This window comes from Blautia sp. MCC283, from assembly GCF_018785565.1.
In the GTDB taxonomy this organism is placed as follows: Bacteria; Bacillota; Clostridia; order Lachnospirales; family Lachnospiraceae; genus Blautia_A.
In genome coordinates this window covers 72,383-97,507 of record NZ_WQQB01000032.1, presented here as the reverse complement: position 1 = coordinate 97,507, position 25,125 = coordinate 72,383, and the positions used below count along the sequence as shown (strand labels likewise).

Annotated in this window: 20 protein-coding genes; 17 read left to right on the top strand and 3 right to left on the bottom strand. The window is 46.0% G+C overall.

Annotated features, from left to right (window positions below):
• Nucleotides 1-23 precede the first annotated feature (23 nt).
• From rpsO to GPK81_RS11485, 4 genes are all read left to right on the top strand, one after another.
• Nucleotides 24-290, top strand: a complete 267-nt coding sequence (rpsO, locus tag GPK81_RS11500) for a 30S ribosomal protein S15 (RefSeq protein WP_015525801.1) — start codon at nt 24-26, stop codon at nt 288-290.
• Between the two features lie 197 nt (nt 291-487).
• Entirely contained in the window at nt 488-2,581 is a 2,094-nt protein-coding gene (locus GPK81_RS11495) for a polyribonucleotide nucleotidyltransferase (RefSeq protein WP_114001447.1), read from the top strand.
• A 3-nt stretch (nt 2,582-2,584) separates the two neighbouring features.
• A complete protein-coding gene (gene nrdG / locus GPK81_RS11490; protein WP_044961222.1) occupies nt 2,585-3,076 on the top strand; it encodes an anaerobic ribonucleoside-triphosphate reductase activating protein in 492 nt (163 codons plus the stop codon).
• A 43-nt stretch (nt 3,077-3,119) separates the two neighbouring features.
• Nucleotides 3,120-3,632: a deoxyuridine 5'-triphosphate nucleotidohydrolase gene (locus tag GPK81_RS11485; protein WP_215707056.1), complete on the top strand. Its 513-nt coding sequence runs from the start codon at nt 3,120-3,122 to the stop codon at nt 3,630-3,632.
• Nucleotides 3,633-3,726: 94 nt separating this feature from the next.
• On the opposite strand, the gene GPK81_RS11480 is transcribed toward GPK81_RS11485, so the two are convergent.
• Nucleotides 3,727-4,101: a DUF1292 domain-containing protein gene (locus GPK81_RS11480; RefSeq protein WP_015525805.1), complete on the bottom strand. Its 375-nt coding sequence runs from the start codon at nt 4,099-4,101 to the stop codon at nt 3,727-3,729.
• Between the two features lie 200 nt (nt 4,102-4,301).
• On the opposite strand from GPK81_RS11480, the gene GPK81_RS11475 reads away from it, so the two are divergent.
• The 8 genes from GPK81_RS11475 (at nt 4,302) to GPK81_RS11440 (ending at nt 14,614) form a co-directional block, all read left to right on the top strand.
• Nucleotides 4,302-5,057: an exodeoxyribonuclease III gene (locus GPK81_RS11475; protein ID WP_021977111.1), complete on the top strand. Its 756-nt coding sequence runs from the start codon at nt 4,302-4,304 to the stop codon at nt 5,055-5,057.
• A 62-nt stretch (nt 5,058-5,119) separates the two neighbouring features.
• Entirely contained in the window at nt 5,120-7,045 is a 1,926-nt protein-coding gene (locus tag GPK81_RS11470) for a Type II secretory pathway, pullulanase PulA and related glycosidase (RefSeq protein ID WP_252196645.1), read from the top strand.
• Nucleotides 6,996-7,589 (top strand): DUF5662 family protein, encoded by a 594-nt coding sequence (locus GPK81_RS11465; RefSeq protein ID WP_021977109.1) that lies wholly within the window; start codon nt 6,996-6,998, stop codon nt 7,587-7,589. Before GPK81_RS11470 ends, GPK81_RS11465 begins: the two co-directional genes overlap by 50 nt.
• 57 nt (nt 7,590-7,646) lie before the next feature.
• Nucleotides 7,647-8,225 carry a DUF6553 family protein gene (locus GPK81_RS11460; protein WP_215707055.1) on the top strand — a complete coding sequence of 193 codons (579 nt, stop codon included), beginning with the start codon at nt 7,647-7,649 and terminating at the stop codon, nt 8,223-8,225.
• Nucleotides 8,226-8,366: 141 nt separating this feature from the next.
• Nucleotides 8,367-11,288: an insulinase family protein gene (locus GPK81_RS11455; protein WP_215707054.1), complete on the top strand. Its 2,922-nt coding sequence runs from the start codon at nt 8,367-8,369 to the stop codon at nt 11,286-11,288.
• Between the two features lie 68 nt (nt 11,289-11,356).
• On the top strand, nt 11,357-12,265 hold the full coding sequence (gene era, locus GPK81_RS11450; RefSeq protein WP_015525809.1) for a GTPase Era: 909 nt from the start codon (nt 11,357-11,359) through the stop codon (nt 12,263-12,265).
• 2 nt (nt 12,266-12,267) lie between these two features.
• Nucleotides 12,268-13,026 (top strand): DNA repair protein RecO, encoded by a 759-nt coding sequence (recO, locus tag GPK81_RS11445; protein ID WP_118071146.1) that lies wholly within the window; start codon nt 12,268-12,270, stop codon nt 13,024-13,026.
• Nucleotides 13,027-13,219: 193 nt separating this feature from the next.
• The gene (locus GPK81_RS11440) at nt 13,220-14,614 is read left to right on the top strand and encodes a glycine--tRNA ligase (RefSeq protein ID WP_092069375.1); all 1,395 of its coding nucleotides are present in this window, start codon (nt 13,220-13,222) and stop codon (nt 14,612-14,614) included.
• Nucleotides 14,615-14,645: 31 nt separating this feature from the next.
• Here the strand turns inward: GPK81_RS11440 and GPK81_RS11435 are convergent, their stop codons facing one another.
• Nucleotides 14,646-15,518, bottom strand: coding sequence for an AraC family transcriptional regulator (locus GPK81_RS11435; protein WP_022426301.1), 873 nt, complete (start codon nt 15,516-15,518; stop codon nt 14,646-14,648).
• 463 nt (nt 15,519-15,981) lie between these two features.
• Here GPK81_RS11435 and GPK81_RS11430 point away from each other — a divergent pair, with 463 nt between their 5' ends.
• From GPK81_RS11430 to GPK81_RS11415, 4 genes are read left to right on the top strand one after another with little or no spacing between them, the layout of a single operon-like run.
• Nucleotides 15,982-17,277: an ABC transporter substrate-binding protein gene (locus tag GPK81_RS11430; protein ID WP_174087985.1), complete on the top strand. Its 1,296-nt coding sequence runs from the start codon at nt 15,982-15,984 to the stop codon at nt 17,275-17,277.
• Nucleotides 17,278-17,279: 2 nt separating this feature from the next.
• Nucleotides 17,280-18,158, top strand: coding sequence for a carbohydrate ABC transporter permease (locus tag GPK81_RS11425; protein WP_092069381.1), 879 nt, complete (start codon nt 17,280-17,282; stop codon nt 18,156-18,158).
• Nucleotides 18,158-19,000, top strand: coding sequence for a carbohydrate ABC transporter permease (locus tag GPK81_RS11420; protein ID WP_021977263.1), 843 nt, complete (start codon nt 18,158-18,160; stop codon nt 18,998-19,000). Before GPK81_RS11425 ends, GPK81_RS11420 begins: the two co-directional genes overlap by 1 nt.
• Before the next feature lie 27 nt (nt 19,001-19,027).
• On the top strand, nt 19,028-21,208 hold the full coding sequence (locus tag GPK81_RS11415) for an alpha-galactosidase (RefSeq protein WP_021977262.1): 2,181 nt from the start codon (nt 19,028-19,030) through the stop codon (nt 21,206-21,208).
• An 89-nt stretch (nt 21,209-21,297) separates the two neighbouring features.
• On the opposite strand, the gene GPK81_RS11410 is transcribed toward GPK81_RS11415, so the two are convergent.
• A complete protein-coding gene (locus GPK81_RS11410) occupies nt 21,298-22,176 on the bottom strand; it encodes an aldose 1-epimerase family protein (RefSeq protein WP_015525818.1) in 879 nt (292 codons plus the stop codon).
• 271 nt (nt 22,177-22,447) lie between these two features.
• Here GPK81_RS11410 and ppdK point away from each other — a divergent pair, with 271 nt between their 5' ends.
• Nucleotides 22,448-25,078: a pyruvate, phosphate dikinase gene (ppdK, locus tag GPK81_RS11405; RefSeq protein WP_110101998.1), complete on the top strand. Its 2,631-nt coding sequence runs from the start codon at nt 22,448-22,450 to the stop codon at nt 25,076-25,078.
• Nucleotides 25,079-25,125 lie beyond the last annotated feature (47 nt).

The window sequence follows — 25,125 nt, the reverse complement described above, 5'->3', positions numbered from 1 at the left end:
AAAATTTCAAGGAGGAAACAACAATGATTTCTAAAGAGAAGAAAACAGCGATCATGAAAGAGTATGCAAGAACAGAGGGTGACACAGGTTCACCGGAGGTTCAGGTTGCAGTTCTTACAGCAAGAATCCAGGAGCTCACAGAGCACCTTAAAACACACCACAAAGATCATCATTCCAGAAGAGGTCTTCTGAAAATGGTAGGTCAGAGACGTGGCCTTCTTGCTTATCTTAAGAAAACAGACATCGAAAGATACCGTGCACTGATTGAGAAATTAGGTTTAAGAAAATAATTGCTACGGGAGGGGCGGATGATTCCATCCGCCCCATTTTAACATGTGTGATAAACACAGACGGAATTACCGCAGGAGTGATTTCCGAGACTACTGAAAAGCCCATTTCCGGTCGAGATCTTTTTCAAAGGAAGTGGTCTTTTCAGTTGTTTCGGGCTCCTGTCAGATATTAATATAATAAGAAAAGGAGAACGAATATGTACAAAAGTTATTCCATGGAACTTGCAGGAAGAACACTGACTGTAGATATCGGACGTGTAGCGAAACAGGCCAATGGTGCTGCTCTTATGCACTACGGTGATACTACGGTCCTTGCTACTGCTACCGCATCCAAAGAGCCAAGAGAAGGGATCGATTTCTTCCCGTTAAGCGTTGAGTATGAGGAGAAAATGTACGCAGTAGGAAAGATCCCGGGAGGATTCAACAAGAGAGAGGGTAAGGCAAGCGAACATGCGATCCTTACATCCCGTGTTATCGACCGCCCAATGCGTCCACTGTTCCCGAAGGATTACAGAAATGACGTAACACTGGTAGACATGGTTATGTCTGTTGATCCGGAGTGCAATCCGGAGATCCCGGCTATGCTTGGTTCTTCCATTGCAACCTGTATTTCTGATATCCCATTTGACGGCCCATGTGCAACCACACAGGTTGGCATGATCGACGGCGAGTTCATCATCAACCCGACACTTGCACAGAAGGCAGTTTCTGACCTTCAGCTTACCGTAGCTTCCACAAGAGAGAAAGTTATCATGATCGAGGCCGGAGCCAACGAGATTCCGGAAGACAAGATGATCGAAGCCATCTACAAGGCTCACGAAGTAAACCAGGAGATCATTAAATTCATCGACCAGATCGTAGCTGAGTGCGGAAAAGAGAAACATTCCTACGAGTCCTGTGCAGTACCGCAGGAACTCTTTGATGAGATCAAGAAGATCGTTCCTCCGGAAGAGATGGAGGTTGCCGTATTCTCCGATGACAAACAGACACGTGAGAATAATATCAGCGAGATCACAGACAAGCTGAAAGAAGCTTTTGCAGATAACGAAGAGTGGCTTGCCGTTCTCGGTGAGGCTGTATATCAGTACCAGAAGAAGACTGTCCGCAAGATGATCCTCAAAGATCACAAACGTCCGGACGGCCGTGAGATCAGACAGATCCGTCCGCTGGCTGCGGAGACAGACATCATCCCGAGAGTTCACGGTTCTGCCATGTTCACAAGAGGACAGACTCAGATCTGTACCGTTACCACACTGGCTCCTCTTACAGAGGCACAGCGTCTTGACGGACTGGATGAGTTTGAGACATCCAAGAGATATATGCATCACTACAACTTCCCGTCCTACTCCGTAGGTGAGACAAAACCTTCCAGAGGACCGGGACGCCGTGAGATCGGCCACGGAGCACTTGCTGAGAGAGCACTGGTACCGGTACTTCCTACAGAAGAGGAGTTCCCGTATGCAATCCGTACCGTATCTGAGACATTTGAGTCCAACGGTTCCACATCCCAGGCAAGTATCTGTGCATCTACCATGTCACTGATGGCTGCCGGTGTACCGATCAAGAAACCGGTTGCAGGTATTTCCTGTGGACTTGTTACAGGTGAAACAGACGATGATTACATCGTTCTTACAGATATCCAGGGCCTTGAGGACTTCTTCGGAGATATGGATTTCAAGGTAGCCGGAACACATGACGGAATCACAGCGATCCAGATGGATATCAAGATCCATGGTCTTACAAGACCGATCGTTGAGGAGGCGATCCGCAGGACAAAAGAGGCAAGAGAATATATCCTGACAGAAGTTATGGAGAAATGTATCGACAAGCCTCGTACAAGCGTTGGTGAGTTTGCTCCGAAGATCATTCAGATCCAGATCGACCCGCAGAAGATCGGTGATGTAGTCGGACAGAGAGGAAAGACCATCAACACGATCATCGAGCGTACAGGTGTGAAGATCGACATCACAGATGACGGCGCAGTTTCCATTTGCGGAACAGACCAGAAGGGTATGGATGAAGCAAAACGTATGATCGAGATCATCACTACCGAGTTTGAGGCAGGACAGATCTTTACAGGACGCGTAGTCAGCATCAAAGAGTTTGGCGCATTCCTTGAGTTTGCACCAGGCAAGGAGGGAATGGTACACATTTCCAAGATCTCCAAACAGAGGATCAACCGTGTTGAGGATGTTCTCACACTTGGCGACAAAGTTAAGGTTATCTGCCTTGGCAAGGACAAGATGGGAAGAATCAGCTTCAGCATGAAGGATGTACCGGAAGAAGCATAAATGATGAGATATCACAATATTACCAAGGACGATATGTTAAACGGAGACGGACTTCGTGTAGTACTCTGGGTGGCCGGCTGTTCACACGGCTGCCGGGAGTGCCAGAATCCAATTACCTGGGATCCAAACGGAGGTCTCCCATTTACGGACAGCGAGCGAGCTGAGATATTTGCAGAGCTGGACAAGGATTATATCAGCGGGATCACATTCTCAGGAGGAGATCCTCTGCATCCTTCCAATATCGCTGAGGTAACAGCTCTTGCACGAGAGATCAGAGAGAAGTATCCGGATAAGACGATCTGGCTGTATACGGGTTCTCTCTGGGAAGAAATCCAGCAGTACGAGATCATCCATTATCTGGATGTATGCGTGGACGGGGAATTTCAGGTGGACAAGAAAGAGGTTCGTCTGAAATGGAAAGGCTCCTCAAATCAGAGGGTGATCGATGTACAGGCGTCACTTCGTGAGAACCGTGTGGTTCTGTACACGGAGTGATCAGAGGTTTTTTTGAAATTACCTATTGGGAGTGGAACGAAAAATGAAAAGAATTGCGAAATTTCACAAGGTAAGTTTTGAACAGTTTGCAAAGGACTGGAAGGATACCTTTGAACAGTATTCAGAAGAGGAGATCCGGAATATCTATGACAGTCTGAAGCTTCCGAAGAGAGCTACGACCGGAAGTGCAGGATATGATTTTTATGCACCGGTGGATGTGACCATGAAACCGGGTGAGATCGTAAAGATACCAACCGGTATCCGCGTAGAGATGAAAGAGGGCTGGGTCCTGAAATGTTATCCGAGAAGCGGACTGGGATTTAAATTCCGGTTGCAGCTCAATAACACAGTGGGAATCATTGACAGCGATTATTTCTTTTCCGACAACGAAGGTCATATCTTTGCCAAGCTGACTAACGATACAAGAGAAGATAAAACGATCCAGATCCCGGCAGGAACCGGTTTTATGCAGGGGATCTTTGTGGAATACGGAATCACCGTGGATGACGATGCAGATGCAGTAAGAAACGGCGGCTTCGGAAGTACCACAAAATAAAACAAAAGCCCGGAAGGCGGAGGTGTGAAGACCACATACATCCGATTTTCCGGGCTTGTTTTGTGTAGTTACTGCTTTCCGATAAATGCACTGTTTAGCTGAGAGGTGCGTCTGCCTCCTCGTCTGCACGTGCTTTTTCCACGACTGCGTTAAAGGCATTTGCGGCAGCGTCGTACTCTTCATCATCTTCAATGTTTGCCAGCATCGGATCGCCGTCTGCTGTGCGGGAGAAGCTGTAGAGATAAACCTCACCGGTCTCATTCTGGCCGTTCTCATCCAGTGGGAGAAGTGCGATATATTCTTTGTTTTCTACAGGGAAAATAGTAAGGATGGCACATTCTACCTCAGTATCATCATCCATAGTCAGGGTGATGGTATGATGTGCTTCATCTACCTTGCTTTCACAGTTAGCTGTGCAGGAAGCGCAGTCGCTTGGTGCACATCCGCTTTTGTTAAATTCATCACTCATAAAAAAATCCTCCGTTCTGCTGCTGCCTGTAAATAAGAGGGCAGCTCTGCATGATATAGAGAACATTTTAACAGATATGACGTAGAACAGCAACAAAATATTTGAGAGCCTGAGAAAACTTTCAAAATATTTTTTGCTTAATCCGACAATGTGAGATATAATAAAAATATGACGAAAAAATGAGGAGAAAATATAAAAATATGAAATTTATTTCCTGGAATGTAAATGGGATCCGGGCCTGTATCACCAAGGGCTTTGAGGAACGCTTTCATGAGCTGGATGCGGATATTTTCTGTCTGCAGGAGACGAAATGCCAGCAGGGACAGGTGAAGCTGGAACTTCCCGGATATCATCAGTACTGGAACTACGCAAACCGCAGAGGCTATTCAGGTACAGCCATTTTTACAAAGAGGGAGCCATTGTCTGCAGTTTACGGGATTGGGATAGAGGAGCATGATAAAGAAGGACGTGTCATCACACTGGAATTCGAAGAGTATTATTTTGTGACTGTATATACTCCCAACTCCCAGAGCGAGCTCCGCCGTTTGGAATACCGTATGAAATGGGAAGAGGATTTTTTAGCTTATCTTCTGAAACTGCAGGAGAAGAAACCGGTGATCTGTTGTGGCGACCTTAATGTGGCACATCAGGAGATCGATCTTAAGAATCCGAAGACCAACCGCAAAAATGCAGGCTTTACTGATGAAGAGAGAGCCTGCTTTACCAGAGCCCTTGAGAGTGGCTTTATTGATACATTCCGCTATTTTTATCCGGATAAAGAGGGCGTTTACTCCTGGTGGTCCTACCGTTTCCGTGCACGAGAGAAGAACGCCGGCTGGCGTATCGACTATTTCCTTGTTTCCCCTTCCCTGAAAGAAAAGCTTCAGGATGCGAAGATCCACGGAGAGATCATGGGATCCGATCATTGCCCGGTTGAGCTGGATATTGATCTGTGACGGATCCGGCGAAAAGGATTTCTATGGATTTGAATAATAAAAAGAGAAAAGGAGGAGTTGCCTTGGCAAGCCGCAGATTAGGTCGAGTGGAGAAAGGTCAGCCGCTGATACTTGGAGCCAACAAAATGGAGGGCGGTTATAATTTTGCAGTGGAGGCATCGGAGGATTCTGAAGTATCCCTGTTTTTATATAAAAAAAGAGGAACTGCCGCACCGGTGGAGATCGTTTTTCCGAAGGATTTCCATACAGGACGTGTGTGGGCGCTGAAGCTGTGCAGTGCTTCTCTGAAGGAGTTTGAATATAATTATAAAATAGACGGTGAGATCGTGCAGGATCCGTATGCATACGGACTTCACGGGAGAGAGCATTTCGGAGTACCTTACGATCCGGAAAAGGAGGTCCGCTGTCGCTTCCTTAATGAGAATGTTTCCGGCTGGGAAAATGAAACTGCACCGGCAGTAGAATATGAAAATATGATCCTGTACAAGCTTCATGTCCGTGGTTATACGAAGCTTGCCAGAAAGATGGTTTCCCATAAGGGGACTTTTCTTGGCCTGACAGAGATGATCCCTTACTGGAAAGAACTGGGGATCAATGCCATTGAACTGATGCCTGCCTATGAATTCTGTGAGGTTCCGATCAATAAACCGAAGGAAGACAGTGAACACATCAAGACCCGTCGAAAGGAAAATGTAGTGAATTACTGGGGCTATGCATCCGGCTTTTATTTCAGCCCGAAGAGTGCTTACTGCAGCACCAGAGAACCGGAGCAGGAATTTCGGTATCTGATCCGGGAACTGCACAAGAACGGCATTGCCTGTATCATGGAATTCTATTTTCCGGAGGAAACAGACAGCCTGATGGCTCTTCGAGCTTTGCAGTTCTGGAGAGATTTTTACCATGTAGATGGATTTCATGTACTGGGAGAGGGCTTTAACCGGGAGATGCTTCTTCGGGACGGAATCCTTTCCGGAGCAAAACTGATCTTCCAGGGCTTTGATTTTGATCATTTTTACAGAGGAAAGCTTCCGGCCAGACGCTGCGGAGCGGAGAGCAATATGAATTTTCTCCAGGATATGCGCCGTTTCCTGAAAAGCGATGAAGGGATGGTGGAGGCTGCAGCATGGCATATCCGTCATAACAGCGAGAATCATGGAGTGATCAATTACATGGTGTGCCAGGACGGATTTACCATGAATGACCTGGTGAGCTACAATTATAAACATAACGAGGCCAATGGAGAGGGCAATCAGGACGGAAGCAGCTATAATTATTCCTGGAACTGCGGTGTGGAAGGCCCTACCCGTAAGGTTTCCGTCCGTCAGATGAGGGAACGCCAGATCAAAAATGCCTTTCTGATGATGCTGCTGAGTCAGGGTGTTCCCATGATCTATCACGGTGATGAATTCGGCAATTCCCAGAGCGGAAACAATAATGCCTACTGTCAGGATAATGCTACCGGCTGGACAGACTGGAAGGGCCTTTCCAGAAACCAGGGACTGAGGGAATTTGTAAAGGATGCCATTGCTTTTCGTAAGGCCCATCCCGTTCTTCATATGCCGGTGGAACTGAAAGGGGTAGATTATCTGACCAAGGGGTTCCCGGATGTGTCTCTTCACGGGGAACGTGCCTGGTATCTGAGCTATGAGAATACCAGCAGGCTTCTCGGTATGATGTACTACGGAGCCTATGCAAGGGAAAAAGAGGATCTGGAGGCTGCAGAGGATGATTTTATTTACATCGGCTATAATTTCCACTGGGAAAACCGGAGCCTTGCTCTGCCCAATCTCCCGGAAGGCATGTGCTGGAAAAAAATCGCAGATACCTCTCTTCACGGAACAGGATTCTGTCTGGAGGAGGAAGAAGAATATAAAAAATCAATCGAAATTGGCCCCCGCGCCATTGTGGTATTGCTGGGCAGACAGGAGGCGGAGAAAGATGCGATCATGGCACCCGTGGCTGCACTTCAGGACCATCACGAGGCATAAGCTTCTGGTGATGAAATATTGTTTTCGTATCGGGTTATATAAGCAGGGGTTGCTTCATGACCTGTCCAAATATTCCCCGACGGAATTTCTGGTAGGCTGTAAATATTATCAGGGGACAAGAAGCCCCAACAACGCAGAACGTGAGGCAACCGGCGTATCCATGTCCTGGCTGCACCATAAGGGAAGAAACAGACACCATTTTGAACATTGGGTAGACTATTCCCTTGACGGTGAGCATGTGATCATGGGAGCCAGAATGCCCAGAAAATATGTGGCGGAAATGGTCATGGACCGGATCAGTGCATCCAGAAACTATCTGGGAGAGGAATATACCTATCATGAACCATTGCAGTATTTTCTGAAAAGCAAGGAGAAGCTGTGGTTTATCCACCCACAGACAAAGAAAGAGCTGGAGGGACTTCTCCGGATCCTGGATAAATACGGAGAGGATAAGACCCTGTGGTATATCCGCAATGTATATCTATGTGATAACCGCGGAAAAAAAGTGAAAAGCCCTGGGAAAAAGCTTCGAAATCACAGATAGGGGTGTATTTTTGGCAGGTTGTCTGATATAATATTCAGATATCAGGAGGAAGAATGAATGGATACACCAACAATTGCGAAATACTATAGAGAGAAAGATCCCATGGAGCGTCTGAAACTTCTGGAGCAGTCCATTGCAGCAGGAGAAGAACCGGAAGAAAACAGGATCCGCAAGGAACTCTGGGAGATCCGTTACAGCGATAAAGCTGAGACTGGTGATACCAGGGCAGACGGTTATCTCGGTCTCTGGATGACCATGGAGTTTAACCGGAATTCCGCTACTAGATTCTTTGGTGAAAGAGCCGCGAAGAAAGAGATCGGCAAGTATCTTAAGAAGCTGAAATTCCAGGAGATCCAGGAAAAGGGCGGTCTTTATGAGGAGCTTCTTTATCGGGAATGCTGTCATCTGGTTCTGGTTTACATGGATCTCTGTCAGACAGATAAATCCTATAACACAACGATTTTCGGCTTGATCCACATCAAGGAGGACAGTGCGAAGGCCAAAGTCCAGAGAGACATCAGGGAAACAGCTGTGGAGCTTCCGGTTAATCTTGGAATGGAAGCTGAGCTTGGAATCATCACAAGAGCTGCCAGAGAGATCTACAGGCAGTATTATCCCAATGAAGGAAGCATTTAGGAAGCAATAAGTTTTCCGTTTCAGGCTGTCTGAATACTCAGACAGCCTTTTGTTGCCATGCATCCGGCAAAAGATCCCGGGATTTTTTGAAAAGGGATTTTTACCGGGTGTGAAAAGAAACATTCAGGAGGTTACTAATTTATGAATCCCAATCATCTGAACGCATATGAAGTCCTGAAGGAAGAAGATATTCAGGATATTCATTCCAAAGGATGGCTTCTCAAACACAAAAAAACAGGAGCCAGAGTCATGCTCATCGAGAACAGCGATGAGAATAAAGTTTTTAACATTGCATTCCGTACACCGCCAAAGAACAGCACCGGTGTTGCCCACATCCTGGAACACAGTGTACTGTGCGGCTCCAGGGAATTTCCGCTGAAGGATCCTTTTGTGGAACTGGTAAAAGGATCTCTCAATACCTTCCTCAATGCCATGACCTACCCGGACAAAACCTGCTACCCTGTAGCCAGCTGTAATGACCGGGATTTCCAGAATCTGATGCATGTGTATCTGGATGCGGTGTTCTATCCGAACATTTACAAAAAAGAGGAGATTTTCCGCCAGGAGGGCTGGAACTATCATCTGGAACAGAAAGAAGGACCGCTGAAGTACAATGGTGTTGTTTACAACGAAATGAAAGGTGCTTTTTCCTCACCGGACGATGTTCTGGAGCGTGAGATCATGAATTCCCTGTTCCCGGATACCACCTATGGCTGTGAGTCCGGCGGAGATCCTGTAAATATCCCGGATCTCAGTTACGAGGAATTCCTGGATTTCCACAGACAGTACTATCATCCGTCCAACAGCTTTATCTATCTCTATGGAAACATGGATATGGAGGAGAAACTGGAGTTTATTGACAGCCATTATCTGTCTGCCTTTGATTCCCTTGCCATTGATTCCCAGATCCGGGATCAGGAAGCTTTTGCCCAGGTAAAAGATATCCAGAAAAATTATCCGGTGTCAGAGGACGAAGGAGAAGAGGATAACACTTATCTTTCCTACAATATGGTTGTGGGCGAGGCAGCAGATATCAACTTAAGTCTTGCTTTCGAAGTCCTGGATTACGCACTTTTAAGCGCACCGGGTGCACCGCTGAAACAGGCACTTCTGGATGCAAAGATCGGCAAGGATATCTATGGCTCCTTTGAGGATGGAATCAAACAGACCTATTTCTCCATCGTGGCAAAGGGAGCCAACTTAAGCCAGAAAGAGGAATTTGTCAAAGTGATCCGTGACACCCTCACAAAGATCATGGAGAAAGGTATCGACAAGAAGGCAGTAACAGCCGGAATCAACTACTACGAATTCCGTTTCCGTGAGGCAGATTTCTCTTCCTATCCGAAGGGACTGATGTATGGCCTGGATATTTTAAGCAGCTGGCTTTATGACGATACAAAGCCGTTCTGTGAAGTACAGCTTCTTGAGGGATTTGAGTTCCTCAAAAAAGCTCTGGAAGAGGGATATTTTGAGGATCTGATCCGTAAATATCTTCTGGATAATACCCATGGCGCGATCCTTTCCCTGGTACCGGAGAAAGGCCTTGCTGCTAAGAGAGACAAAGAACTGGAAGAAAAACTGGAGAATTACAGAAAGAGCCTTTCTGATGAAGAGCTTACCCGGATGGTAGAGAATACAAAGGCCCTGGAAGCTTATCAGGAATCCGAGGAAGATCCGGAAGCACTGACCTGTATCCCGATGCTTTCCAGAGAAGATATCAAAAAAGAGATCACAGGACTGACAAATGAGGAACATTACGTAGATGACAGCCTGTTTCTGTATCATGATGTATGCACCAATGGAATCGGTTATGCAGATCTTCTTTTTGAGATCCATGACTTTGATGTAAATACTGTCCATTATCTGGGACTTTTAAAATCTGTGCTTGGAGCAGTGGATACAGAAAACTACAGTTATGGTGAACTGTTCAATGAGGTGAATGCAAGAACCGGCGGCATTTCCTATGGAATCGAGGTTTTTGATGATGCCCAGGATACCGATGCATTCCGTGCCATGTTTGCTGTAAGAGGCAAAGCTTTGTATCCGGAGATGGATTTCATGTTCTCCATGATCCGTGAAGTTCTTACAACTTCCAAACTTACAGACACCAAACGTCTCTATGAGATCATTGCCAGAGTGAAATCCAGAGCCCAGGCCAGCCTTGCAAGTGCAGGCCATTCCACCGCCGTTCTCCGCGGTGCTTCCTATGCATCCCCGATGGCTGCCTTCCAGGATGAGATGGCAGGGATCGGATATTATCAGTTTATCGAAAAACTGGAAAAAGATTTTGACAGCTGCAAGGACGAGATCGTAAAAAATCTCCGCAAAGTGATGGAGGAGGTTCTTCGTCCGGAGAATTTCTGTGTAAGCTACACCGGAGAGAGAGAGTCCCTGGATACAGTGAAAACACAGGCTGCCGAAATTAAGAAAGTCCTGTTTAATGGACAGAAACCGGAGCCCGTGAAACAGGCCCCGTGCGTAAAGAAAAACGAAGCCTTCAAGACCTCCGGCCAGGTCCAGTATGTGGCACAGAACGGAAACTTCCGCAAAAAAGGCCTGGAGTATACCGGTGCACTGGAGATCCTGAAAGTGATCTTAAGCTACGATTATCTCTGGATCAACCTTCGTGTAAAGGGTGGAGCGTATGGTTGCATGAGCGGCTTTAAGAGAAACGGAGAGAGCTTCCTGGTATCCTACCGTGATCCCCATCTAAAGAGAACCCTGGAAGTATACCAGGGAGTGCCGGATTATATCCGTGCCTTTGAGGCAGACGAGCGTGAGATGACAAAATATATCATCGGAACGATCAGCAACAAGGATGTGCCGAGAACTCCGCAGATGCAGGGAAGTATCTCAAAAACCGCATATTTCTCCAATGTTACAGAGGATATGCTCCAGAAGGAAAGAAATCAGATCCTCGGAGCGCAGAAGGAGGATATCCAGAAATTGGCAGCTCTTGTAGAAGCAGTACTTTCTGATGAGCAGATCTGCGTAGTAGGAAGTGAGACTGCAATAGAGAAGGCGGAAGATGTATTCATGGAAGTGAAGCCACTGATCGGCTGATGAGAAACAAAGCCTGCTGTCCGTTAAATGGGATAGCAGGCTGTGAAAGGATTATGAGAGGATAAAGAATGGATAATAATTTTAGATCAGGCTTTGTTGCGATCATCGGAAGACCGAATGTTGGAAAATCCACGCTGATGAACCATCTTATCGGACAGAAGATCGCCATCACATCAAACAAGCCACAGACAACCAGAAACAAGATACAGACCGTATATACCTGTGATGAGGGACAGATCGTATTTTTGGACACACCAGGTATCCACAAGGCAAAAAACAAGCTTGGAGAATACATGGTGCAGGTTGCGGAGAGAACGCTGAAGGAAGTAGATGCTATTATGTGGCTGGTGGAGCCGTCCACATTTGTAGGTGCAGGAGAGCGCCACATTGCCGAGCAGCTGCAGAAAGTGGGAGTTCCTGTGATCCTTATCATCAACAAGATTGATACCGTAAAGAAAGAAGAACTTCTTCCTGCCATCGATACCTACCGTAAGATCTGTGATTTTGCAGAGATCATTCCCTGCTCTGCCCTCCGCGGAAAAAACACACAGGATATCATTCCAAGTATTTTCAAATATCTTCCGTACGGACCGATGTTCTATGATGAGGATACAGTTACCGACCAGCCTCAGCGCCAGATCGCCGCAGAGATCATCCGTGAGAAGGCTCTGCATGCACTGGATGAGGAGATCCCTCACGGAATCGCCGTTGCCATCGACCGGATGAAGAAACGTCCGGGAAGAAGCAACATCATAGATATTGATGCGACCATCATCTGCGAGCGTAATTCCCACAAAGGCATCATCATCGGAAAACAGGGTGCCATGCTGAAAAAGATCGGAAGCAATGCCCGCTATGAGCTGGAGCGTATGCTGGAAGCAAAGGTAAACCTGAAGCTCTGGGTCAAGGTGACTAAGAACTGGAGAGACAGTGATTTCCTGATCAAGAACTTTGGATATGATAAGAAAGAAATCTGAAAATGAGTGATCTGATTACCGTACAGGGAGTGGTGCTTTCTGCCATGCCGGTAGGCGACTATGACAAGCGGATCGTCCTTCTCACAAGAGAGAGGGGAAAGATTTCCGCCTTTGCCAAGGGAGCAAGGCGGCAGAACAGTCCGTTTATGGCAGCAGCCAATCCGTTTGTATTCGGAAGTTTTACCCTTTATGAGGGAAGGACAAGTTATAATCTCAACCAGGTCAGCGTACAGCATCATTTTGTGGAACTGGCCACCCAGCAGCCGGGAGTTTACTACGGATATTATTTTCTGGAGCTGGCAGACTATTTTGGCAAAGAGGGAGCGGATGAGAAGGAAATGATGAATCTTCTCTATGTGACCATCAAAGCCATTTTGAATCCTCATATAGAAGACCGGCTGGTGCGCTGTATCTATGAACTGCGGACTATGGTGATCCAGGGCGTGATGCCGCAGCTGTTCCAGTGTGCGGGCTGCGGGAGAGAGCTTACGGAGGAAGAAACCGGAGAACTTTTTTTCTCCCAGGACGAGCATGGGATCCTGTGTGCAGACTGCAGCAGGATGGCCATGGACAGGAAACGGATCTCAGCGGCTGCCCTGTATGCCATGCGTTACATAGCCGTGTCCCCCCTGGCAAAGCTGTATACGTTTACAGTGCGGGATGATGTGCTGCGGGAACTGGAACGCCACATTTACCGGTATACGGAGCTGAATACAGACAAGCGGTTTAAAAGTCTGGAGATCCTGGAAATGATGAGATAGATCCCTGCCAGCTGCGGAATAACTGTAACGATTTATTTTTCAAAAGCAGGACAGGATGCAATGCAAATGGAAATATCCTTGAAAAATCATGAGGATACTAGTATAATAAGACCAAAAATGTAAAAAAGCAGCTTTTTCCGGAGCTTTCCGGACGCATTTGGCGGAACAGCTGCAAGTCAAGAGGAGAGAAATCATGGAAAAGACAATGGAAAAGATCGTAGCTCTTGCAAAAGCCAGAGGATTTGTTTACCCGGGTTCCGAGATCTACGGCGGCCTGGCAAACACATGGGATTATGGAAATCTCGGTGTAGAGCTTAAAAATAACGTAAAACGTGCATGGTGGCAGAAATTCATTCAGGAGTCTCCGTACAATGTAGGTGTTGACTGTGCGATCCTTATGAACCCGCAGACATGGATCGCTTCCGGACATCTTGGCGGATTTTCTGATCCTCTTATGGACTGTAAAGAGTGCCACGAGCGTTTCCGTGCAGATAAGCTCATTGAGGACTTTTGTGCAGAGCATGACATTGCCATTGAGGGAAGCGTAGATGCATGGTCCCAGGAGAAGATGATGGACTTCATCAAAGAACACGAGGTAGGATGTCCGAGCTGTGGTAAACACAACTTCACAGATATCCGTCAGTTCAACCTGATGTTCAAGACATTCCAGGGTGTTACCGAAGATGCCAAGAATACTGTATATTTAAGACCGGAGACTGCACAGGGTATTTTCGTAAACTTCAAGAACGTACAGAGAACATCTCGTAAAAAGATTCCGTTTGGTATCGGCCAGATCGGTAAATCCTTCCGTAACGAGATCACACCGGGTAACTTCACATTCCGTACCCGTGAGTTCGAGCAGATGGAGCTTGAGTTCTTCTGCGAGCCGGATACAGATCTTGAGTGGTTTGCATACTGGAAGAAGTTCTGCCTTGACTGGCTGAGTGCTCTCGGACTTAAGGATGATGAGGTTCGTTACCGTGACCATGATAAGGAAGAGCTGAGCTTCTACAGCAAGGCTACCACAGATGTGGAATTCCTTTTCCCATTCGGATGGGGTGAGCTCTGGGGAATCGCTGACAGAACAGATTATGATCTGACACAGCATCAGAATGTATCCGGCCAGGATCTCACATACTTTGATGATGAGAAGAAACAGAAATATATCCCATACGTTATCGAGCCATCACTTGGAGCAGACCGTATGGTACTTGCTTTCCTCTGCAGCGCTTACGATGAGGAAGTTCTGGATGAAGAGAAGAACGATGTCCGTACAGTCCTTCATTTCCATCCGGTGCTTGCACCGGTTAAGATCGGTGTGCTTCCGCTTTCCAAGAAGCTTAACGAGGGTGCTGAGAAGATCTACCAGCAGCTTTCCAAGAAGTACAACTGTGAGTACGATGATCGTGGAAATATCGGTAAACGTTACCGCAGACAGGATGAGATCGGTACTCCGTTCTGTATCACTTATGACTTCGAGTCTGAGAATGACGGTGCAGTTACAGTCCGTGACCGTGACACTATGGAGCAGGTACGTGTGAAGATCGATGAGCTTGATGCATACTTTGCTGATAAATTTACATTTTAAGTAAATACATTTTTTAATAAAAAACCTCCGGCTATTTTCTGGCCGGAGGCTTTTTTTCAATAAGTCTGTTTTTCATTCGCCAGTTTCTTGGCGACATTCCGTATACATTTTTGAAAGCCCGGGAAAAATGCAGCTGATTGGGATATCCGACTGCATTTCCGATATCTGCGATAGACAGGGCTGTGATCTTAAGAAGTTCTGCAGCTTTGGTCATGCGATAGCTGATCAGGAATTCCTGGGGAGAACGTCCGATGGTGTCGTGGAAGATCTTACCGAAGTAGCTTCGGTTCAGGCCGCAGCAGGCTGCGATATCCTCAATGGAAATATCATTCTGGAAATTCTGTTCAATAAAAGAGAGCGCCTCCTTGATATAAAAATCACGGATACTTCCATCCTGTTTCATGCGGACAGTTTCAGTAGAGCGCATAAAGTAATCCAGAAAAAGCCAGGTATGTCCGATAAGATGAAAGGGTGATTCCTGGGAATTATGGCTGATATAAAGCATTTCCTCCATCATTTTCTGGCGGAGATCTGCAGAGTGGCTGTGATAGACCGGATGGTCCGGACTTAAACCTGCAGTTTCCACGATCTCTTTTGCCCGGAGCCCGTCAAATTCCACCCAGGTGTACTCCCATGGAAAGTCGGTATCTGCAATGTAGGTGTTGATCTGACCGGGAAAAAGCATGAAACCCTGGCCGCTTTTTACCTGATAGGTGATGGTCTCTCCTGCGGAATTGTCTGCCATCAGAGTTCCTGTACCGGAGATCACATAATGAAAAATATAATGGTTTCGTGCTGCCGGGCCGAATGAATGTGCCGGAGCGCAGTGCTCCCAGCCATATTGGTATAGTCCGATATCAACAAAGTTTTCATTTGGAAAAACGGAGAAGAGAAGGTCATTCATATTTTTATCCTTTAGGCGTATGATTTTGTCTGGTTTCAGTAACATTATATATTAAAACATCAGGGAACATCAATATATGTATAAAAATGCAATTACAAAAACAGCCTGTAAAATATACAAAAAAGAGAAAAATAATCGAGAAAACTTTGTGAGAAAATTAAGTTTCGCGAGAAACCTATTGATTTTCGATGAATCAGGAATATACTAATTTTAGATAAAAGTAGTGATATAGGTATAGAATATATCAAAATGCTAGATGACTTTAATGAAGACAGAGAAAAATTGCATTTTGATATAAAACAAGAAAAACGCTGCTATTTATGCAAGCATAAAGCTATGTTAAAATAGCTTTCAGAAAAAAGAAACCAGAGAATAAGTATTGGAGAACCCGAAATAACCATTTTAGCTAAAACGGGTGATATCCGACTTATCAAATAAAGGGAAAAGGAAGGAGAATAACAAGATGCGCAACAGAAGTAAATGGATCCTCTGTATGGGACTTGCCTTTACCACGGCAGCTTCCGTTACATTGAGCGGATGCGGCACAGGTAAAAAGGACAGCGGAAAGACAGAGATCGAACTTGTGCAGTATAAACCGGAAGCGGTTAAGGCATTTGAAAAACTGGAAGAAAAATTCAATGCCACTCATGATGATATCCATCTTACCATCGAATCACCAAACGATGCTATGACTGTATTGAAGACAAGATTTATCCGTGAGGATAATCCGGATATCATTGGAATCGGAGGCGATGTTAACTTTTCCAATTTTATTGATTCTGATATGCTGATGGATATTTCCGATTATCAGGGACTGGATTCGATCAAAGATGCTTATAAAGAAATTGATAAAGCGCTGGAATTCGTTCCGGAAGACGGAGTCTATGCGGTTCCTTACGTGGCCAATGCCGCCGGAATCCTTTACAATCGTGAGCTTTTCAAGGAGCATGGCTGGCAGATCCCGACTACATGGGATGAATTTATGAGCCTTTGCCAGGAAATTCAGGATGCAGGTATCCAGCCGCTTTATTTCGGATTTAAAGATACCTGGACCTGTCTTGCACCGTGGAATTCCATTGCGGTAGACCTTGCACCATCTGATGTATGCCGTCAGGTAAACCAGGGAAACACTACTTTTGAAAAAGAGTATCAGGAAGTAGCAGACCGTATGCTGGAGCTTATCCAGTATGGACCGGATGATCCCTTTGCCTATGATTACAATGGTGCCTGCACCGCTTTTGCAAAAGGGGAAGCTGCCATGTATCCCATCGGAAGCTATGCGATCCCGCAGATCCAGAGTGTAAATCCGGATATGGATATTGATTCCTTTGTGACACCTGCAAGCAATGATCCGTCAGAAAACAAACTGAATTCCGGAGTTGACCTTCAGTTCTGTGTGATGGATGACTGTGAGAATAAGGAAGCTGCATATGAAGTGCTGGATTTCCTTCTTGAGGATGAGAATATACAGACATATCTGGATGACCAGAAGGCAGTTCCCTGTAAAGAGGGTGATTTCACACTTCCCTCTACTCTGGATGGTATGAAGGAATATATAGAAGAGGGAAGGATGGCCGACTACCAGGATCATTATTATCCTACAGAGATGGCTGTGGATGCACAGATCCAGACCTTCCTGATGAAAAAGGATAAAGATGCATTCCTGAAAAAATTTGATACAGACTGGACAAGATATAACCGTGACATTATCCGTAAAGTACAGGACTATGAGGAGAAGAACGGGGAAGGAGAGAACTGATCATGGGAAAAAAATCTATGAGTGGAAGAAAGCTGACCTTTCTTCTGATCACCATTCCGATCGTGGCATTATTTTTCTGCTTTAACACACTGCCTCTGATCAAGGGTGTGATCTACAGCTTTACGAACTTTAAAGGCTATGGAAGCTATGACTGGGTAGGACTTCGAAACTATAAGGATCTTTTTACAGACAGCCGTGTTGGCGGTTCCTATCTGTTTACCTTTAAGCTGGCCATCGTGGCAACTATCGTAACGAATGTACTCAGCCTGATCCTGGCACTTGGACTGAACAGCAAGATCCGTTTCAAGAGTGCAATGCGTGGAGCTTATTTTATTCCTAATGTACTTGGCGCACTGGTCGTAGGATATATTTTCAATTATTTCTTTACATATATCCTGCCTGCATTCGGAAAGATGATCGGAAATAAAACATTGTCTTCCAGCATGCTTTCCAGTACGAGCCTTGCATGGGTAGCCATCGTGATCGTTTGTGCATGGCAGTCCATCGCAATGAATACCATTATCTATATTTCGGGCCTCCAGACAGTGCCGGAGGATGTATACGAGGCAGGCGCTATTGATGGTGCTACCGGATTCAGTAAGTTCCGTTACCTGACATTCCCGCTGATCGTTCCGTTTTTCAGCATCAACATGGTTCTCTGTGTGAAAAACTTCCTGATGGTATTTGATCAGATCATGGCTTTGACAAAGGGTGGTCCTGCACAGAGTACAGAATCCATTTCCTATCTGATCTATAACAATGGTATGAGTGGAGGACAGTTTGGATTCCAGAGTGCCAATGCAGTGATATTCTTTATTGTGATCGTGATCATTTCTGCAGTGCAGTTGACTATCACAGGGAAAAAGGAGGAGCAGCTGTAATGAAAACGAAAATAAGAGAAAAAGCGAACTGGCCGGTAACGATCCTTCTGATCCTTGGCCTTATCACAGTGGTATTTCCGCTTTATATGACAATTGTGATCGCATTCAAGCAGCCGACAGAGATGACCAACAGTGTAGCCGGGATCCTGTCTCTGCCAGAGAAATTCAGTCTTGCCAATTTCAGGGAAGCTATGGAGGTAACAGACTTCTGGCATTCTCTTGGAAACAGTGTATTGATCACTGTGATCACAGTGGTTCTTGCTATTGTAATTCATTCACTTTTAGGTTATGCTATAGCCAGAAACAAGAGAAGTAAATTTTATAAATTTATCTATCTCTATGTAGTGAGCGGTATGTTTGTTCCGTTTGCTATCCTGATGATGCCGCTTGTAAAGCAGACTGCTGAGATGGGCCTTGATAACAAAGTCGGTGTGATCATTCTTTATACGGTATTTTATATGCCTATGAACGTGCTTCTTTATTCCGGATATCTGACAAACATTCCAATGGCCCTTGAGGAGGCTGCCTGTGTGGATGGAGCCAGCACCTGGAAAACATATTGGAAGATCATCTTTCCGATCATGAAGCCGATGCATGCCACAGTGGCAGTTCTGACAGCACTTGGAACCTGGAATGATGTTATGACTCCATTGGTTATCATGTCCGGATCTACGGGTGGAACCACATTGCCTCTGGCACAGCTGAATTTCCAGACTCAGTTCGGAACAAACTATAACCTTGCGTTTGCCTCTTATCTGCTGGCACTGCTTCCGATCCTTCTGTTTTATCTGATCTGCCAGAAGCACATTTTAAATGGTGTTGTAAACGGTGCCGTAAAATAAAAACACAAGAAAAAGGAGGATTCACATATGGGAATCATCTACTGCGAGAAAGACAGAACGTTTACCCTGCAGACAAAAGAAACTACATATCAGATGCAGGTGGATCAGTACGGATTTCTTCTTCATCTCTATTATGGTAAAAAGGCAGAAGGCTGCATGGATTATCTTCTGACTTACTATGACAGAGGATTTTCCGGAAATCCCTATGATGCGGGAACAGACAGAACCTATTCCATGGACTCTCTTCCACAGGAGCTTTCCTGCTACGGAAACGGAGATTTCCGCAGTGCATCACTGATGCTGGAAAACGGTGACGGAAGCATGAGCTGTGATATGCGTTACAAGAACTATACTATCCGTGACGGTAAATACAGCCTTCCGGGGCTTCCGGCGGTTTATGCGGATAATGAGGAGGCACAGACACTGGAGATCGTTCTGGAGGATCCGGCTACCGGCGTGGAGGCCATGCTTCTTTACGGTGTACTTCCGGAACTGGATATCATTACAAGAAGCGTCTATGTCCGCAATCAGAGCAGTGAGAAGATCTATGTGAACAAGGTGATGTCCGCAGAACTGGATTTTCTTTACGGAGATTATGACCTGCTTACTTTTTACGGAAGACATGCCATGGAGCGGAATCTGCAGAGAGTACCGGTGGCTCATGGAAGTCAGATGATCGGCAGTGTCCGTGGCACATCCAGCCATCAGTATAATCCGATGATGATCCTGGCAGAGAAGGACACAACAGAGGATCATGGAGGCTGCTATGCTATGTCCTTTGTATACAGTGGGAATTTCCAGGGTGAGGTTCTTAAAGATCAGTACAATCAGACAAGAATGCTCCTTGGTGTACAGGAGGAGTGCTTCCGGTATCCGCTGGAAGCTGGGGAGACCTTCTATGCACCTGAGGTGATCTTAAGCTACACAGATCAGGGAATGAACCGTCTTTCCCAGAATCTGCATAGCTGCATCCGTCATCATATCTGCCGTGGTAAATATAAGACAGAGGTTCGTCCGGTGCTGGTAAACAGCTGGGAGGCAGCATATTTTGATTTTACAGGGGAGACTTTATATAATCTGGCAAAAGAGGCAAGGAGCCTTGGTATCGATATGCTGGTTCTGGATGACGGCTGGTTTGGAAAACGTGACGATGACAACAGTGGTCTTGGGGACTGGTATGTCAATGAGAAGAAGCTTGGAGAGACTCTCGGCGGACTGGTAAAAAGAGTCAATGATCTCGGAGTGAAATTCGGTATCTGGATTGAGCCGGAGATGATCTCTGAGGACAGTGATCTTTACCGCGAGCATCCGGACTGGGCACTTATGATTCCGGGAAGAAATCCAGTGAGATCCAGAAATCAGCTGGTACTTGATTTTTCCAGAAAAGAAGTTGTAGACGGAATTTTTGGACAGATCAGTGCGGTATTGGATAATGCCAATATTGAGTACGTTAAATGGGACATGAATCGAAGCCTGATGGATGTATTTTCCGTAATGACAAAGGATCAGGGACGTGTAATGTATGATTATGTCCTGGGATTGTACGATTTTCTGGACCGTATGGTGAACCGTTATCCGGATCTTCTGATCGAGGGCTGCAGCGGCGGTGGTGGAAGATTTGACGCAGGCATGCTGTATTACACACCGCAGATCTGGTGCAGCGACAACTCTGATGCTATTGACAGGCTTCGGATCCAGTATGGCACTTCCTTCGGATATCCGGTATCGGCCATGGGAGCACATGTGTCTGCAGTGCCGAACCATCAGACAGGAAGGATCACCCCGTTACATACCAGAGGTGTGGTTGCCATGTCCGGAACCTTCGGCTACGAGCTGGATCTTCTGAAGTTGACTGAGGAAGAAAAAGACGAGGTCCGCAGCCAGATCGGGGAATTCCGTAAATATGCGCCACTGATCCAGAACGGACGGTACTATCGCCTGACAGATCCGTTTAAGAGTGAGGTCTGTGCATGGGAGATCGTTGGAAATTCTCAGGAAGAAGTTCTGCTCAATGTTGTCATGGAGGAGATCCATGGAAATATGACTGTGAATTATGTGCAGCTTCGCGGCCTTGATGAGAGTGCACTTTATAAGGAACAGACTACCGGCAGGATCTATTCCGGAGCTGCTCTGATGCATGGTGGAATGCCGCTTCCTGCAGAGTTTGGGGAGTACAGAGCTTATCAGTATCATTTTGTGAGAGAATAAGAGCGTATTGAGACAGTAAGATAAATAAAAGGATCCGTCATACAGACAGCTGAAAAAGCCGATGTATGGCGGATCTTTTTTATCATAGCTCAGTGTACGGTGATCTGATAGCTCTTGATAAATTCCTCATCCGGTTTCAGCACATTGATATTTGCTTTTTCGGAAAGAGGCTTTTCAAAACCACAGTCATCACAGCGTCCCATCCACGGCTCCAGGCATACGAAGGGAGCACCGGGTACGGACCAGATACCGAAATTCGGGAAGCCCTCACTGGTAAGTGTCAGATATGGAGTTCCGTCCGGGAAGAGGATACCGGCCTTTTGGATCTGGCCGTTATCAAAAACAAGAGCGTCTTTATCAAACATGTGAGGAGCAATGGAACAGGTTCCGTTTTCAAGGGAAAGTGTATGTGGCTCGTCAGCAAGGACTGTTCCTACAGACGTATCGATAAGGAGATAGGTAAGAGTGTCCAGGCCTTCAAAAGCAAGACGGTAATCACTCTGGGATTCGCCTTCACGTACCGGAACACGGAATGCCGGATGGCCGCCGATGGTAAAATACATAGTTTCAGAATCATTATTAACTACTTCCCAGCATACTTCCAGGTCGTGCTTCTTCAGAGTGTAGGTGATCTTCAGAGCGAAAGCAAACGGATAAACATTCAGGGTTTCTTCAGAGGACTTAAGGACAAAGGAAAGGGAAGTATCGGTGATATCCGTGCAGATAAAATCGCTGTCTCTTGCAAAGCCGTGCTGGCTGGAAGGATATTCCTTTCCGTTCAGACGCCAGATATCTTTGTAGTTACGTCCCACGTTGGGAAAAAGTACAGGCGCATGGCGTTTCCAGTAAGCCGGATCTGCCTGCCAGAGGATCTCCCTGTCATTAGTCTTGTCATAGATGCCGGTGAGTTCAGCACCGTGATCGGAAACGGAAATCTTAAGAAAGCTATTTTCAATCGTTCGTGTCATGATAAACCTCCTGTATGACAGCATTCGGGTAATATTACCTCGGAATTGCTGCATGTTTTTTTCTATTTTAGCACATTTTTCAGATGATAACGAGAAAAATACAATCTGTGAAAAATATAACTGGAAAATCTGTCATATTTCACAAGAGAAATTGCTGTTTTTTGGAAGAATAACCTTGACTAATGAAGGATAAATCTATAAAATAATTATGTGCGTAGAAAACATACATTTTTTATGTTTTAAAGAACAATAATTAGGAGGAAAATGTAAAATGGCAAAATGGGTTTACATGTTTACAGAAGGTAATGCTACTATGAGAAATCTTCTGGGCGGCAAAGGTGCCAACCTTGCTGAGATGACAAACCTCGGTCTTCCTGTACCGCAGGGCTTCACAATCACAACAGAGGCCTGCACACAGTACTACGAGGATGGCAGATCCATCAACGATGAGATCATGGCTCAGATCATGGAAGCAATTACCAAGATGGAAGGAGTTACCGGTAAGAAATTCGGTGACAAAGAAAATCCTCTGCTTGTATCCGTTCGTTCTGGTGCGAGAGCATCTATGCCTGGTATGATGGACACAATCCTCAACCTTGGTTTAAATGAAGAAGTTGTTAACACTCTTGCTGAGAAATCAGGCAATGAGCGTTGGGCTTGGGACTGCTACAGAAGATTCATCCAGATGTACTCTGATGTAGTTATGGAAGTTGGTAAGAAATACTTCGAGGAGCTCATCGATGAGATGAAAGCTAAGAGAGGTGTTAAGCAGGACGTTGAGCTTACAGCTGCTGACCTGCATGAGCTTGCTGACCAGTTCAAAGCTGAGTATAAATCTAAAATCGGTGCTGATTTCCCAACTGATCCGAAGGAGCAGCTTGTAGGTGCGATCAAAGCCGTATTCCGTTCCTGGGACAACCCACGTGCGAACGTATATCGTCGTGACAACGATATCCCATATTCTTGGGGTACAGCTGTTAACGTACAGATGATGGCATTCGGTAACATGGGTGATGACTGTGGTACAGGTGTTGCCTTCACACGTGACCCTGCTACAGGTGCTAACGGTCTGTTCGGTGAGTTCCTTACCAATGCACAGGGCGAGGACGTAGTTGCTGGTGTTCGTACACCTATGCACATCTCCGAGATGGAGCAGAAGTTCCCGGAAGCATTCGTACAGTTCAAACAGGTTTGCGAGACTCTTGAGAAACATTACAGAGACATGCAGGATATGGAGTTTACTGTAGAGCATGGTAAACTGTATATGCTTCAGACACGTAATGGTAAGAGAACTGCACAGGCTGCTCTTAAGATCGCTTGTGACCTCGTTGATGAGGGAATGAGAACTGAGGAAGAGGCTGTTGCAATGATCGATCCTCGTAACCTTGATACACTTCTTCATCCGCAGTTCGATGCAGCTGCTCTTAAAGCTGCTACACCGATGGGTAAAGGTCTTGGTGCTTCTCCAGGAGCTGCTTGCGGTAAGATCGTATTCTCTGCAGAGGACGCTGTTGAGTGGGCTGCAAGAGGAGAGAAAGTTGTTCTTGTTCGTCTTGAGACATCCCCAGAGGATATCACAGGTATGAAAGCTGCTCAGGGTATCCTGACAGTTCGTGGTGGTATGACATCTCACGCAGCCGTAGTTGCTCGTGGTATGGGATCCTGCTGTGTATCCGGATGTGGCGACATCGCTATGGATGAGGAGAACAAGAAATTTACACTTGCTGGTAAAGAGTTCCATGAGGGAGATGCAATCTCCATCGATGGTACAACAGGTAACATCTATGACGGACTTATCCCGACTGTAGATGCTAAGATCGCTGGTGAGTTCGGACGTATCATGGGATGGGCTGACAAGTACAGAACAATGAAAGTTCGTACAAACGCTGATACTCCTGCTGATGCTAAGAAAGCTCGTGAGCTTGGTGCAGAGGGAATCGGTCTTTGCCGTACAGAGCATATGTTCTTCGAGGGCAACAGAATCGATGCATTCCGTGAGATGATCTGCTCTGAGACAGTAGAGGAGAGAGAAGCAGCACTTGCTAAGATCCTTCCGGAGCAGCAGGGAGACTTCGAGAAACTCTATGAGGCACTTGAAGGAAATCCTGTAACAATCCGTTTCCTTGATCCGCCACTTCATGAGTTCGTTCCTACAGAGGAAGAGGACATCAAGAAACTGGCTGACGCTCAGGGCAAGACTGTTGAGCAGATCAAGACAATCATCGCTTCCCTTCACGAGTTCAACCCGATGATGGGACATCGTGGATGCCGTCTTGCTGTTACTTACCCAGAGATCGCTAAGATGCAGACAAGCGCTGTTATCCGTGCAGCTATCAACGTTAAGAAGAATCATCCGGATTGGAACATCAAACCGGAGATCATGATTCCGCTTGTTGGTGACATCAAAGAGCTTAAATATGTTAAGAAATTCGTTGTAGAGACAGCAGATGCTGAGATCAAAGCAGCTGGTTCTGACCTTGAGTACGAGGTTGGTACTATGATCGAGATCCCGAGAGCAGCTCTTACAGCTGATGATATCGCTAAAGAGGCTGACTTCTTCTGCTTCGGTACAAACGACCTTACACAGATGACATACGGATTCTCCCGTGATGATGCTGGTAAGTTCCTTAACGCATACTATGATGCTAAGATCTTCGAGAACGATCCATTCGCTAAACTTGATCAGGTTGGCGTTGGTAAACTTATGAAGATGGCAATCCAGCTTGGAAAACCGGTTAACCCGAAACTTCACGTAGGTATCTGCGGTGAGCACGGCGGAGATCCGTCTTCCGTAGAGTTCTGCAACGAGATCGGACTTGACTATGTATCCTGCTCACCGTTCCGTGTACCGATCGCTCGTCTTGCAGCAGCACAGGCAGCAATCGCTAAGAAGAACGCCTAAGCAGAACTTCACATTGCTTCAAGGCTGAAACTTCAGCCTGATCAAGC